We start from the raw sequence: 13,386 nt of genomic DNA on the forward strand, positions 1-13,386 counted from the left end.
ATCCGACAGATAACCTGTTGTGACGAAACCTAGCCGAGCGAGCACATCCCATGGACACTTTAGGTAAGCGTGTCGTCACCATTCGTAGCTTTACCGGGATGGCGGAGGCTCGGTGCCGCCCAGCGGCCGGGTGGTGTCAGCGGGTCTGGGTGCTCAGGGCGACGAACCGTCCGGCGAGAACGGTGTAGAGCGCGACCGACGGGGAGCGGGTGTCGCCGTAACGGTCGAAGCCGACCGTCCCGCTGACACCGACGAAGGAGGCACGTCCGATCGCGGCGACGAGATCGTGCCGGACGGCGGCGTCCACGCCGGGACGCCCAGGCAGCACGGTCGCGGCGGCCCGGATGATCGCCCGGGCGGCGTCGTAGGCGTAGGCGGCGACGGCCGGGAGCGCCTCGGCCCGACGCTGGGCGAGTTTCACCGCCGCATCGTGGTCGGCCTGCTCATCGGCGCTGCGACTGGGCGCCGCGGCCGGTGTCGCGGTGTCGGCCTCGGCCGGGTCCGCCGCCGGTGTCGCGGACGCGGCCGCCGAGGCGGTGCCGCTCGTACGCGACGCGCGGGTCTCGTCGGCCTGCCCCGGACCGGGCACCCCACCGAAGCGCTGCGCGTAGGCGGCGACGAACGCCCCGGCCGCCGGCAGCCGGGTCGGCGCGGTCAGCAGGCTGGTGATCAGGTCCCCGTCGGCCGCGCTCTTCGCCTCGTCCAGGTAGCGCGGGCGCAGCAACGCGTCCGAACCCAGCACCTGGACGGACAGCCCTCCCTCGGCGAGGCGGGCGCGCAGCTTGCCGGCGAACGACGCGTCGGCGTCCAGGTAGATCAGATCGGGCGCCTCCCGCTCGAGGGACGCCGCCACCTCGTCGACCGGCGGGTCGTCGCCGTCACCGGAACGCACCGGGTACGTCGACGTCACCGAGGCGCCCAGCGCGGTGGCCCGAGCCGTGAACCGATCGGCGAGTGTCGTGCCGTAGCGGGGTTCGCCGTCGACGACCGCGATGTGGCGACGACCGAGTGTGCGCACGGCGTACTCGGCCGCCACCTGCGCCTGCAGGTCGTCCGTGCCGGTCAGGCGGAAGTAACTCGGGTAGGGCCGGGTCCGCGGCCCGCCGCCGACGCCGGTGAGGACCGGGTCGGCGTTGGACGGCGAGACGACCGGCACCCCGGCCGCGGCGAGCGTCGGCACCGCGACCCGAGCGACCAGGGAACTGACCGGTCCGACCACGCCGATGAGCCGCTCGTTCGCGGTGAACACGTCAGCGGCCTGCGCCCCACCGTCCACCCGGGCCAGGTCGTCACGGCTGGACAGCTCCAGGCGCCAGCCCGCGATCGCACCGGACTCGTTGGCCTCCTCGACGGCCAGGGCCACCGCGTTGCGCACGGCCGCACCGTCGGCCGACAGGTCACCCGACAGCGGCGCCATCACACCGATCGTGGCCACCCGCGTGCCGGCCCCACCATGACCGTCGGAGCCGTCCAGCGCCGACGCCAGGGTGAGCCCGAGCAACGACGGCACCGCCAACACGACGACCGCGAGCAGCGCGAGGAACACCCGGCCCCGACCGCTGCCTGCCCGCGCCCGTACCCACCGCCCAAGCCCGCCTGCCAGCGCCCCGAACGCCGCCCGCACCGCGACCGCCGCCCGGGACACCGCCCGGACCACCGCCCGCGGCTGGACGGGCGACGTCACGAGGTCGGCAACGCCTCACCCGACAGCACGGCCTCGGCGACAGCCCGCATGGTGCGCCGCTGGTTCATCGACGTCCGCTGGATCCAGCGGAACGCGTCCGGCTCGGTCATGCCGTGCTCGGTCTGCAGCACACCCTTCGCCCGTTCGATGATCTTCCGGGCCTCCAGGCGGCCCTGGAGGTCCTCGACCTCGGCCTCGAGGCTCACGATCTCGGTGAAACGGCTCATCGCCATCTCGATCGTGGGCAGCAGGTCCTTCTTCTGGAACGGCTTGACGACATACGCCATCGCGCCGGCCTCGCGGGCCCGTTCGACCAGCTCACGCTGGCTGAACGCGGTGAGGATGACCACCGGGGCGATGCGGTCCTTGGCGATCAGCGCACCGGCCTCGATGCCGTCCATCCGGGGCATCTTGACGTCGAGGATGCACAGGTCGGGCCGCAGCTTGCCGGCGAGGCTGACCGCCACCTCGCCGTCACCGGCCTCCCCGACGACCTCGTACCCCTCCTCCTGCAGCATTTCCCGCAGGTCGAGCCGGATCAACGCTTCGTCCTCGGCGATCAGGACCCGGCGCGGGTTCGAGGAGGGCTGGCTCATCGAGGCGTACTCCCGGTCTCGTTCAGGTAAGACAACCAGTGTGGCAGGGCGGTGGTCGACATCCGCCCGGACATGGGAGGGCGGGAGGTCGAAACGCACCCTACCCGGATAGAGTCTTCAGCGAGACGTTCCGGTCCGGATCGACCAGGATGGCCCCACCGCGCCAGCCCTGGACGACAGCCCAGCCAGCCGCCTCGCCCGCACCACCCGCACCACCCGCACCACCCGCACCACCCGCACCACCCGCACCACGATCCATCCGCAGGCCCCGGTACTCCAACGGCAGAGAGACGGTGCTCAAACCACCGACAGTGTGGGTTCGAATCCCACCCGGGGTACACGTAGAGTATTCGTACGACTACAGTTCAATTTCACTGAATGGTCCGACTTGCGACGCCACCTCTTCGCGAGAGTGCTCTGCGACTCTCCGTTGAACCCTGAGATCCCAGGGCGGCGGCAAAGTTGCTGGTTAGCAACCGACTCTCTGGATTGTTTGGAGTGGTCGTTCTGGTCGGCGGGCGTGGTGGCGTGACGCCTGGGCGATGCTGGTCGTGCCGGCGAGGCGCAGGATGGTGATCGCGAGGTTGCGGAGGCTGGCCATGACCTGGGCCGTAAGCTGCCAGGACCTGGGCCGTGAGAAGATGCGCCCGGCCGCACAGATCCGAAGGACGACATCGAGGAAGACGGGTTGGTGAATTCAGCTGCGCCGGCGACACCGCCGATTCGCAGTGGAGCAACCTTCCCCGGTTCAGGTGTTCGTCACCAGTCCTCGATGAGTGCGAGCTGCTGGTTGATCTGCTTTGGGTTGGTGTCACCCGCAATTCTCTGGAGGAAGGGCGTGTAGTCGAAGACGAGATCGCGCAGTGGGCGCACCGGCGCGGGGACGTGATGGAACACCTTGCCGAGCCGCCATGCCAGCTGGACCTGACGGCTGGTGTGTGGCTTACGCGGGTCCTCGTACGACTGCAACGCCGCGCGCACGGCGGCGAAGTCGGTGAGATCGATCCCGCGCAACGCGCGCCCGATGAAATAGCCGTCTTCGATGGACATGCCGGCGCCGTAGGCGGCGTACGGCGAGGTCGGGTGCGCGGCGTCACCGGCTAACGTGACACGTCCCTTCGACCATTGCCCAAGCGGTTCGCGGTCGCGGAGCACCCAGCGCTGCACATTCTTCGGGTTGGTCACCTCGACTAGCCCGGGCAGCGGTGGCGGGAACTCCGCGGCCAGTTCCGCCGCCGCCGCCTTGAGGTCCGGCGGCGGCGGGGCTGCGGGGTCGGTCGCGGTGAGGACCCACCACTGGTTGCCGTCGCGCCCCTTGTGCCGGATTGACGTCCAGCTGCCCTGGACGGTACTGCTGTGACTGACGATGCACATGTTCGGTCCCACGCCCGCGACATCGGCAAAGGTGAAACCACCGAAGATGTGCAGCCGATGCTCGCGCTTCGGAGCGTCGCCCCAGAGCGTGCGACGGACCAGTGAGTCAATGCCGTCGGCTCCGACCAGAACATCGTGCTCGACGGTGCGGCCGTCGGAGAAGTGAAGCGTGACGGCAGACTCGTCCTGCTCGATGCGGTCCACCAGCTGGTTGAACTGGATCACTCCCGAGGGCAGTGCGTCCAGCATTCGCTCGTACAGCTCGGGCCGCAGCAGGCCGATGAATCCGCCGCCGTAGGCAGCCCGGACCTCGGCGTCCTGCTTCACGTTCACGCGAACTCGCCCCCGCCTGTTGCGGAACTGCGTGTCCGTGGGCGCACCCAGGTCGTCAGTGTCCACACCGAGTAACCCAAGAGCCTTCAGGGGCGGGGGCCACAGGTTGAGGATGTTGCCGGCGGGCCGGGCTTCCCGGTACCTCTCGTAGACCACCACGTCGTGCCCGGCCCTGAGCGCGCTCAGCGCGGCTGCCATTCCGGCTGGGCCGGCCCCCAGGACCGCGACGCGGCCCGCTGGAGGGATGAAAGAGGGGAGGGTATCGCTACTCATGGTTGCACCTCGTCGTGACATGAAACAGTAGCGTGCACTCTTGTTTTAGAAGAGTGCCGCGCTTCCGCCGCAGCGTCAAGTTTTTGGAGGAAAATCGGTCGATGGATCCAGGCAGGACAAGTCCAGCCGCCGACCTGAAGGTGCGCCCTCCGAAACAGGCGCGCAGCCGGGAGGGGTGGAGCCGCGTCCTTGACACAGGCGTGGGAATCCTGGAGGACGGCGGCCACGCTGCCTTCACCATCGCCGCCGTGTACGAGCGCGCGGGGGTCGCACCCCCCTTTCTCTACACCCGCACGGCCAGCAAGGACGCGCTTTTCCTGGCCGTGTACGAGCACGGCATCGGCCGCCTGCGGCACGAACGCGAGGTGTTCGCCGATGCGGCGCGCTGGGCTGGTCTCTCACCGCCGGACCTTGTCCGGGCCGCCGTCGCCGAGATACCGCACATTTTTCTCCGGCACCAGCGGTTTCTTCACGCGGTGGTTCTCATCTCCTCGACGCACCCCGAGGTGCGGCGATGTGGGTCCCAGTACGGTCAGGAGTTGGGAGAGTCCTTCGCGGACGTCCTGCGCCCGGTCGCCGCGGCCATGACCCACGACGACCCGCGGGCCGCGGTCTGGCCTTCCTTCGGTACTGTTTTTGCGGCCGCGATGATCAGCGTCGCGTACGGCCCCGGCTTTGCGATGCCCGACGCCGTCGACGACGAGGACTTCGGGCGAGATATGGGAGAGACCGCGGTGCGCTACCTCCTCGGCGGGGTCACCCACTGAGCCGGGTCCTCCGCTGCCGCCACAGTCGTTGCCGCCGGCTGCGATCGTGGGGATTCCGGCGGTTCTGGCCTCCTTCGGAGCGCCCTGGACGCTTTCGCGGCCCTGACCGATGATGATGATCCCGGACGCCTGGACGCTGATCGCCCGGTGGGAGTGGGCTCCGTCAGCCCCGTTTATCCATCCAGGGATGGTGGGCGCGCTGGGGTAGCGGGAGTGGCGACCGCCAGCCGGGAGGAAGCGTCGGCGAGAAGGGCACGCAACCAGATATGGGCCGGGTCACGTTCGTACATCGGGTGCCACCAGAGGACCTCGGTGATGGCGACGGCGTCGAAGGGACACTCGAGCGCGCGGACGTCCCCCGCGGCGGTGAGCTTGGGGGCGAGCCGGCGCTGGACCAGCCCGATCCGGTCGGTGCCCGCTATCGCGAACGGCAGGGCGAGGAACGAGTCGACGACGATCTGTACCCGTGGCTCGACGCCGAGGACCTGCAGCTGCCGGCCGGCCGGGGTGAACGCCGCCGGCGCGTGGTAGGTGAACACCCAGGGCAGCTCGGACAGCAGCTCCATCGTGAGCGTCTCGCCCACGTGCGGGTTCGAGGTGGCGACCAGGCAGACCCAGTCGTCGGTGTACAGCACGGTGTGCGGGAGGTTGGGCAGAAAGCCGTGCGGGAGCAGGAGCCCGTCGACCGTACGGATCCGCTCGGTCGCGTGGTCGATGTCGGCGGTCGTATGCCGCTCGAAGCGCAGCACCGGAGCGCCGGCGGCATGCTGGTGGGCACGCACGATCGACGAATCGATCGACGCCTCCCAGCCGACGGCGCCAACCGCGTCGTCCTTGACCACGACGTGGTCGAGGACGCGATCCCAGGTGCCATCCAACGAGCAGCGGCGGAACCGGTTGTAGACCGTCTGCCACGGCCCGCACCGTTCCGGCAGATCCATCCAGGGCACCCCGGTCCGTTCCCGGAACAGGATCCCGTTCAGGACCATCCGATGATCCGACCAGCGGCCGCCCCTCGGCGGATCCTGGGCAACAACGGCGCGATCCGTGCCCACGCCACGTCGGTGATCTCATGCCGACCAACCGTGGATCATGAAGTCCACTCGGCAGTCAAGATCCACAAGAAACTGCCTGGATGGTCAAGCGTGCGGCCAGCGCCGTCGATATCGGTGCTGTCAGCCAGGCGACAGTATTTACTGTCAGACGAACAAAAAGCTAGTCTTACAGCATGATCGATGACGCCTGGGAGCCGCCGCCCGTCCTGCTCGCCGTCGATCTAGTGATCTTGACGCTGCGCGATGCGCACCTGCGGGTGCTTCTGGTGAAGCGTGGTATCGACCCCTATGAGGGTGCCCTCGCGCTCCCCGGTGGGTTCCTCTCGCATGCAGGGGAGGGCATCGACACGGCGGCGCGGAGGGAACTCCGCGAGGAGACGAGTCTGGACGCCAACACGCTGCACCTGGAACAGCTCGGCGTGTACGGAACTCCTGGACGTGACCCGCGTGGCCGCGTCATATCCGTGGCCTACCTCGCGATCGCACCACGACTACCGGAGCCGGTCGCGGGAACGGACGCCGCGGACGCAAGCTGGCAGCCCGCGGACCACGTGCTCGCCGGCGAGTTGAACCTCGCTTTCGATCATCGCCAGATTGTCGCGGACGCCGTCACGCGCGCAAGAGCCAAACTCGAGCATTCAGCACTCGCCACAGCTTTCTGCAGCCAGACTTTCACTATTGGCGACCTTCAGGAAGTGTACGAGGCGGTGTGGGGAATATCACTCGACCCCAGGAACTTCTACCGTAAGGTTCAGAAAGCCGACGGATTCATTGTTCCCGCCGGCACAGAACAGAGGACGACTGTCGGGCGGCCCGCTCGCTTGTTCAGAGCCGGTCCGAACGCCCACTTGTCGCCGCCAATTGTCCGACCCGTCGACCCTTAGACGGGCGCCGTCGATGTCCGCACGGAAACGGGGGAGAGCATGGCGAAAACCCGGCCAATCGTTATTCTGACCGCTCTTGATCTGGAGTACCAGGCAGTCCGCCAACACCTTGTGAATCCGCAGCTGCACCGTCACTCCAAGGGGACGCGGTTCGAGGTTGGCCGGCTCGCTGACGGCCGGTGCCGGGTGGCGCTGGTGCACGTCGGCGTGGGAAACCAGTCGGCCGCGGTGCTCGCTGAACGCGCCATCGCCGAGTTCTCGCCGGCGGCACTCATCTTCGTCGGCGTGGCTGGCGCACTCCATCGACACATCGCGCTCGGTTCCATCGTGGTGGCCACTCACGTCTATGCATTTCACGGCGCCACCAGCGAAGACGAGGGGCTCTGGGGACGACCCCGTACCTGGCCGACTTCGCACCGCGCCGATCAGATCGCCCGTCACCTCTACAGGACGGAGTCCTGGGCGCGGCAGCCGGTCAAGGCTGGCGCGTTGCCGCCGGTGTACTTCGGGCCGATCGCGGCCGGAGAGGTGGTCCTGAACTCCTCCGAGTCGGCGTTGGCCCGATGGCTTCACGATCACTACAACGACACACTCGCAATCGAGATGGAAGGCGCGGGCGCCGCCCAGGCCGGGCAGATGAACAGCTCTCTGCCGGTGGTCGTGGTTCGTGGCATCAGCGACCACGCGGACGGAACCAAGGAGCTGACCGACCGCCAGCTATGGCAGGAGCGAGGCCTGGGGGGGGCGGGGGGCGCCCCGGGGGGGCCCGGCCCCCCCCCCCCCCCCCCCCCCCCCCCCCCCCCCCCCCCCCCCCCCCCACGGCTCTGGCGGAGGAGCTGTCCGTGGACATCGGACTGGCCGATGCCGCGGAGACGATGATCGGGAAGGGACCCACCATGAAGGCGCCGAACCAGAACATCAGGATCATCGCCTCGGAACACGCACATGTCGGTGCGCAGTACGGCGTCGTCCAAGGTGACGTCAACGTCGGCGCCACCGGTGAGCAGGCTCCTGTGGACCTGTCGAGGGCACTCGTCGGATTCCGTGCTCAGCTGCGGAGCGCGCACACGGCTGGAACCGTGGACGATGACACCTTCACCGCCGCGGAGGCCGAGCTCACTACGGCCGACGAGGCACTTCAGGAGGGCTCTCCGGACAGCAGACGCACTCTGCTCGTGGCGCTGAAGAAGGTACGAGGACTGGTCGGCGACGTGGCCGACCTCGCCGCGAAGGTCGCCATTGTCCTAGCCCTCGCACGAGGACTGTCGTGACCGACGAGTGGGGGTCCCCGCCCACTGGTAGCTCCTCGTCCAATGTCGCCAGCGGATTTTCCCACGTCGATGTCCAGGCAGGCACAGTCCACGGTGACGTCAACCACTACACGCTCCCGCCCGGTGCGGGGCCGAAGGAGAAGTTCGACGTCGGTGTCCGTTACCTCGACGGCGGGATGGCTGGCGAGGCACGGGTGCTCATGGGGGACGCGGCCATTGGTCCGGCGCGAACCGATCAGATGCTCTTCTACTGGCTGCTCGCGTTGGTGAGCGGACGCTCGCGGGACGAGCTGTCGGCCGACGAGGCCAGGCATCTGCGGGACCTGCAGGCGAATCCGCCGGAACCGGCCAATGGCCGGGACGTCTGGGTGGATGGGGTGCGTGTCGTCCTCCTGCTGCTGGATTCGGCCCGGCGGACGGACGCCGACATCACGGTGGCGCTCAAGGAACTCGACTGTCTGCCCGACCTGCAGCAAGGTTTGATCCTCCGTCACATGGAGCAGTTCCTGGAAGGCCCGCTCGAGGACAAGATGTGGGAGCTCGCGCTCGCCCAGGCCCGGGGCGGACAGCTGGCCGCGGCGCGCCCTGACCGGGTCTGGAAGTTCTTCGAACCGGTACCCATCGAACCTCGGGCTCGCCCTCCGCGCCCGCTCGTCGACCCGCCCGGATCCCACGTACGTGCTGTCGCTTCGGCGGTTCTCCTCGTCGCCTGCGCGTTGGGTCTCGCCGTTCGACTGGCTTTCGCTGGACATATTCTGGTGATTCTCGGGTGCATGGCGATCAGCGCTATCGGACTGCTCGGTCTTCGAGACGAGACGGAATGGAATCTGGAGTACGTCGGAGCCGACGCGGAACTTCCACCCGGCGAATTCGCACGCAAGGTCGACCATGATTTCGACCATTATGTTGCCACATACCTACCGGGGGGACTCTCCGCTGGGGACTGGCTACAGCGAACAGTCGATACGCGACAGAGTATCCGCAACGAAATCGTTGAACTCTACCGACCTTCGCGGATCAGCATCCGGCGGGTCGCCTGGCTGCTACGACACGAGGCAGATCACATCAAGCGCATCTGGACCGGCGAAACCCGAGTCCCTTACACCAGGGAGTTGCGTGCGGTGCCGCGTCTCGGTGCCCGCGGGCAGGGGGGGCTGGCGGCGCTTCTGGGCGGCGGCGCGTGGATGCTTTTTGCCGTGGCCAAAATCGACATTCTCCTTGCCCTGGTTACCGCATTCTTCGTATACCGCGGCGGCGTCGTCCATGTTCGTGCCCGGCTTGCCATGGAACGTGAACGCCGCCGATTCGAGGCCGAGCAGGATCAGCACGACGAGGTTCTGGCGGCTCGGAGCAAGGCTTTCGACCGGTGGCGGACGAAGCTGGCCGACCGGCCGCGCGACCCAGAGATGGCACGGTGGCTGGACTGCGACCGCAAGCTCCTTCTCGAACGAGCGCTGCGCCACTACCGGCTGGCAGCGAGCGACGTCATCGCCCACGCTTTCATCGAGACGCCGGCGGCTTCGAGCAAGCGGGCCCGAGTTCGCCTCGGTCCGTGGAGGTACGAAAAGTACCAAATCTCGGTCTTCCTGCTCACCGCTGACGGGGTTCGGAACTTCGCGTCGGACCTGGACTTCGTGACGGGCCGCTTCGATGATCAGGGGCGCCTGAATTACCGTTTCGACGCGGTTGCCTCTCTCAGAGTTGACCGCGGCACCGGCAACGTGCAGAAGTTCGAGCTCCTACTGATGAACGGCCAGTCGATTAAGATGCAGATGGCCGACTCCGTACTGGACGAACTCCCAGCCGATGAGACACGCGAGTCCGTGGCCAGAATCACGCAGGATGCCGCCGGTATTCAGCACACTATCCACGTCCTCGAAGGGATCGCAGCGGAGGGTAGGGAGTGGGTCCGGCGGACGGGGCCCGGCCGGTCGAACGGTGCCGGGAACCTGGCCTCCGCCATGCGCGAAAACGGGAACTAGCAACGCGAGGGCTATGGATCTGGGTACCAGTTCTGACAGCCCTCCCCCGCCGACCATCAGGCATCTCCACCATCAGCGCCGACCGCGACACCCCCAGCGAACCTCCCCTTGGAGCCACCACTACGCGGCCCATCTGAATTTCCGTCCGGCGGATACAACCATTTCACTACGGCTACCGAATCATGAAGACGCAAAACGAGCCTCACCCGGGGTGGACAAATAGTCTTCACATTGCCATGTGGAGTCGCCGTCATCGAGATCGTCCGAGCAGCCCTCCCACCTCATGCCCTCGCGCGGCGGAGCGTCCGCTCTGCCAGCGAGGCGCCCGACGGCAGGGCCGATTCGATAGCCTCGGATGTGCATGACGAACATTTTTCCGTGGAAGCACGAATGGTTCTGGCTTCGGGAAGTGAGCGACAGGGGCCCGGGCGGGGATGGACGGGAGTCAGATGATCGGGTGGCGCCGGGTTACGGAAGACGACTTTCCGTTGTTGGGGGCATGGCTGGAGCAACCGCACGTCGCCCGTTGGTGGAACCACGAGACCACGCCCGAGGCCGTCCGGCGTGACTTCGGCCCGACGGCCCGTGGCGAGGAGCCCGCACAGGACTTCCTCGCGCTGCTGGACGATCAGCCGTTCGGCCTGGTGCAACGATGTCGTCTGATCGACTACTCGGAGTACCTCGACGAGTTGAGACCAGTCATCGAGGTGCCTGTGGGCGCGATGAGCCTCGACTATCTCATCGGCGACCGCGGCCAGACCGGGCGCGGCCTCGGACCTGCCATGCTCACGTCAATGGTCGCCAGGACGTGGTCCGACCATCCCGAATCCGACTGTGTGATTGTTCCGGTGGTCGCGGCGAACCGGGCGTCCTGGCGAGCGCTGGAAAAGGCCCGCTTCCGCCGGGCCGCCCAGGGGCACCTCACCCCGGACAACCCAATTGACGATCCGCTGCATTACGTTTACCGGCTGGACCGCGAGGTCTGAAAGCCCGTCATGCCGACAGGCCGCTGCCCGCCGGGCCGAAAGGCTCAGCGGGCAGCGGCCGTGGCATATCGTCAGCGAAAATCAGTAGCGGGCGCCGGCCGCCGAGCGGTTACGCGAGCGCCGACGCAGACGTCGGAGACCTCGGGCGGCCGACCGGTCGGCCGCGTTCACGTCATGCCGGGCCTCACCGCGGAGCCTGCGCAGCATCTTCATCGTGACCTCCTCGAGCTGTCTGTCGTCCAACCGGCGGCCGTTGCGCCGGCATGGTTCACAGCGTGCCCGTCATGTCGGCCTTAACACGCCAACATCCGACGAGGTTCGAAACGGCGGTCGCGCGGCTCGGCGACTCAGTGGTCGGGGAGCAGGTCGGCGGGGGGCGGGCCGAAGCGTCCGCGGACGAAGTCGACGAGCCCCCGCAGGCGTCCTCTGGGATGCCAGTAGGGGCCGCGGCGGGATGGGGCCACCGCACCGGCGGCGAGCTGCCACAGAGCGATACAGAAGCGGATGAACGTGTGGTAGCGACCCGAGTGATCCCGGACCAGCAGCAGGGTGTTGCGCAGCTGCAGGTAGTCGATGGCCGCGGAGGTCGAGCTGATGTGTGGGTTCTTCACCATCGCGCCCCGGACAAGGCCGCATTCCCAGCCGGCGTCGCGGGCACGCAGCGCCAGGTCGGCCTCCTCGCAGTAGGCGAAGTAGCGCTCGTCGAAGACACCGATCTCGTCGAGGCAGGCGCGGCGGGCGAACATCAGCGTGCCGTGCGGGTGGCCGGCGGGCTCCCAGCCCTCGTGGACGCGCGCCGGGATGAGGATGCCACCGAAGTACGGGTCGGTGACCGGTGTGGCGCCGTCGCCCACATCGGCGCAGGCCAGGCCCGCCCGCGGCCGTTGGGCGAGGGCCGCCAGGATGCCACTGAGGCAGTTCGGCGCGGGCAGCGCGTCGTGGGGCGCCAGGACCACCCACTCACCGGCGGTCGGGTCCTCGAGGAACCGGCGGTAGCCGATGTTCGCGGCCGGGCCGAATCCCACGTTGCCGCCGGCGGGCACCACCATGACATCGTCGGCCTCGACCGGTGGCACCGTCGCCGAGCCGTTGTCGACGACGGTGATGACGACGGGGACGTCCTGGGCGCGAAAGGCGTCGATCGTGTCCACCAGCCGCTCGGGCTGGTTTCGGTACACGAGGACGACCGGAAGGGGCTGCACAGCCACAGTGCTATCGCGGCGGGCGCTACCGGGGCGCCCTGATGTGCGCGGGCTGCTCGACGGTGCGGGCCAGGATGCCCAGCGTCGCCCGCAGGCCCGCCTCGGGGATCACCGGGAAGATCCCCTTCCCCCGATACGCCTCGTCGATCTCGCTCCAGTCGTAGTACGACGTGACCAGAGTGCCGGACTCAACGGGCTGCAGTTGGTAGCCGTACAGGTGCCGCAGCGGTGGGTTGACGATCCCGCCGCCGATCGTCCACTCGAGGAGGGCGTCCGACTCGAACTTGGTGATCTTCACCGTGACGTCGTACTTGCCGAGGGGATAGTCGTTGAGCGACTCCCGGTCCATGTGGACGACAAACGTGTCACCCACCTGGGCCACGCGCTGCCCCTCGGTGGACTGCAACATTCCTGAACTGTCGATCGCGACATGTCCCGCCGGATCGGTCAGCACCGCGAAAATCACGTCGGGCGTCGCCGCGACCGTGCGCTGTACCTCGAACCGTTCAACCGTCGTCATGCCGGGCATCCTCGCATCGCGGGGTGCCCGGGCGCCAACGCGCCGGGACATCCGGCCGGCACGGCCCATCGCGGCCGCGCCGGCTGATTCCACCCGTTGCCAGTCGGGGCTGGCCGCCTTCACGGCGGGACCCCGGAAGTGGCCCCGATCTCAGGCCACCGCACTGGTGTCAGCGGGAGCCAGTAGCTCCCTCGAGGACGCGCAGGCCGGGCTTGCTGCTCCGCTGCGCCCCGCTCCGCTGCGCCGGAACCGCGATCTGGGCGGCCTGCTCGCTGTTGGCGCGCAGGACGATCGTGGCCATCTCCTGGCGGGCGGACGGCGAAAGGTCGGGGTCGGCGAACAGCAGTGCGATCTCACGGCGCTGGGCACGCAGGGCACGCTGGGCACGGAACGCGGCGAACGCATCCCGCAGCGAGAAAGCGGAATTCTGGTGGGCGCTCATAAGAAACTCCTTCAGTC

At 68.1% G+C, this 13,386-nt stretch carries 15 protein-coding genes and 1 tRNA gene; 7 read left to right on the forward strand and 9 right to left on the reverse strand.

The window, feature by feature from the left end; genetic code table 11:
- Nucleotides 1-136: 136 nt before the first annotated feature.
- From MXD59_RS05325 to MXD59_RS05335, 3 genes are all read right to left on the reverse strand, one after another.
- Complete coding sequence (locus tag MXD59_RS05325; RefSeq protein WP_248823678.1) at nucleotides 137-1,684, reverse strand: branched-chain amino acid ABC transporter substrate-binding protein; 1,548 nt, start codon at nucleotides 1,682-1,684, stop codon at nucleotides 137-139.
- Nucleotides 1,681-2,280: an ANTAR domain-containing response regulator gene (locus tag MXD59_RS05330; protein ID WP_248811748.1), complete on the reverse strand. Its 600-nt coding sequence runs from the start codon at nucleotides 2,278-2,280 to the stop codon at nucleotides 1,681-1,683. Before MXD59_RS05330 ends, MXD59_RS05325 begins: the two co-directional genes overlap by 4 nt.
- Nucleotides 2,281-2,380: 100 nt before the next feature.
- Nucleotides 2,381-2,581 (reverse strand): hypothetical protein, encoded by a 201-nt coding sequence (locus MXD59_RS05335; RefSeq protein WP_248823679.1) that lies wholly within the window; start codon nucleotides 2,579-2,581, stop codon nucleotides 2,381-2,383.
- Here MXD59_RS05335 and MXD59_RS05340 point away from each other — a divergent pair.
- Nucleotides 2,546-2,618: transfer RNA gene (locus MXD59_RS05340), tRNA-Leu, on the forward strand. The two genes, MXD59_RS05335 and MXD59_RS05340, sit on opposite strands and share 36 nt — an antisense overlap.
- A 421-nt stretch (nucleotides 2,619-3,039) precedes the next feature.
- Here MXD59_RS05340 and MXD59_RS05345 read toward each other — a convergent pair.
- Nucleotides 3,040-4,260, reverse strand: coding sequence for an FAD-dependent oxidoreductase (locus MXD59_RS05345; protein WP_248823680.1), 1,221 nt, complete (start codon nucleotides 4,258-4,260; stop codon nucleotides 3,040-3,042).
- A 200-nt stretch (nucleotides 4,261-4,460) separates the two neighbouring features.
- On the opposite strand from MXD59_RS05345, the gene MXD59_RS05350 reads away from it, so the two are divergent.
- Nucleotides 4,461-5,027, forward strand: coding sequence for a TetR/AcrR family transcriptional regulator (locus tag MXD59_RS05350; protein WP_248823681.1), 567 nt, complete (start codon nucleotides 4,461-4,463; stop codon nucleotides 5,025-5,027).
- 173 nt (nucleotides 5,028-5,200) lie between these two features.
- On the opposite strand, the gene MXD59_RS26855 is transcribed toward MXD59_RS05350, so the two are convergent.
- Nucleotides 5,201-6,082 carry a transposase gene (locus tag MXD59_RS26855; RefSeq protein ID WP_372511926.1) on the reverse strand — a complete coding sequence of 294 codons (882 nt, stop codon included), beginning with the start codon at nucleotides 6,080-6,082 and terminating at the stop codon, nucleotides 5,201-5,203.
- A 173-nt stretch (nucleotides 6,083-6,255) separates the two neighbouring features.
- Between MXD59_RS26855 and MXD59_RS05365 the strand changes: the two genes are divergently transcribed.
- From MXD59_RS05365 to MXD59_RS05385, 5 genes are all read left to right on the forward strand, one after another.
- Nucleotides 6,256-6,966 carry an NUDIX hydrolase gene (locus MXD59_RS05365; protein ID WP_248823682.1) on the forward strand — a complete coding sequence of 237 codons (711 nt, stop codon included), beginning with the start codon at nucleotides 6,256-6,258 and terminating at the stop codon, nucleotides 6,964-6,966.
- 39 nt (nucleotides 6,967-7,005) lie between these two features.
- Nucleotides 7,006-7,845, forward strand: coding sequence for a 5'-methylthioadenosine/S-adenosylhomocysteine nucleosidase (locus tag MXD59_RS05370; protein ID WP_248823683.1), 840 nt, complete (start codon nucleotides 7,006-7,008; stop codon nucleotides 7,843-7,845).
- Complete coding sequence (locus tag MXD59_RS27730; protein ID WP_248823684.1) at nucleotides 7,809-8,237, forward strand: hypothetical protein; 429 nt, start codon at nucleotides 7,809-7,811, stop codon at nucleotides 8,235-8,237. Before MXD59_RS05370 ends, MXD59_RS27730 begins: the two co-directional genes overlap by 37 nt.
- Entirely contained in the window at nucleotides 8,234-10,219 is a 1,986-nt protein-coding gene (locus MXD59_RS05380) for a hypothetical protein (RefSeq protein WP_248823685.1), read from the forward strand. The genes MXD59_RS27730 and MXD59_RS05380 overlap by 4 nt, the downstream gene beginning before the upstream one ends.
- A gap of 449 nt (nucleotides 10,220-10,668) precedes the next feature.
- On the forward strand, nucleotides 10,669-11,205 hold the full coding sequence (locus MXD59_RS05385; RefSeq protein ID WP_248823686.1) for a GNAT family N-acetyltransferase: 537 nt from the start codon (nucleotides 10,669-10,671) through the stop codon (nucleotides 11,203-11,205).
- Between the two features lie 81 nt (nucleotides 11,206-11,286).
- Here MXD59_RS05385 and MXD59_RS05390 read toward each other — a convergent pair whose 3' ends face one another.
- From MXD59_RS05390 to MXD59_RS05405, 4 genes are all read right to left on the reverse strand, one after another.
- Nucleotides 11,287-11,448 carry a hypothetical protein gene (locus tag MXD59_RS05390; RefSeq protein ID WP_248823687.1) on the reverse strand — a complete coding sequence of 54 codons (162 nt, stop codon included), beginning with the start codon at nucleotides 11,446-11,448 and terminating at the stop codon, nucleotides 11,287-11,289.
- Nucleotides 11,449-11,552: 104 nt separating this feature from the next.
- Nucleotides 11,553-12,407, reverse strand: a complete 855-nt coding sequence (locus MXD59_RS05395; protein WP_248823851.1) for a glycosyltransferase — start codon at nucleotides 12,405-12,407, stop codon at nucleotides 11,553-11,555.
- 25 nt (nucleotides 12,408-12,432) lie between these two features.
- Nucleotides 12,433-12,927, reverse strand: coding sequence for an SRPBCC family protein (locus tag MXD59_RS05400; protein WP_248823688.1), 495 nt, complete (start codon nucleotides 12,925-12,927; stop codon nucleotides 12,433-12,435).
- 169 nt (nucleotides 12,928-13,096) lie between these two features.
- Nucleotides 13,097-13,369, reverse strand: coding sequence for a hypothetical protein (locus tag MXD59_RS05405; RefSeq protein ID WP_248823689.1), 273 nt, complete (start codon nucleotides 13,367-13,369; stop codon nucleotides 13,097-13,099).
- Between the last annotated feature and the right edge of the window lie 17 nt (nucleotides 13,370-13,386).

Source organism: Frankia umida, from assembly GCF_023242945.1.
GTDB lineage: Bacteria > Actinomycetota > Actinomycetes > Frankiales > Frankiaceae > Frankia > Frankia umida.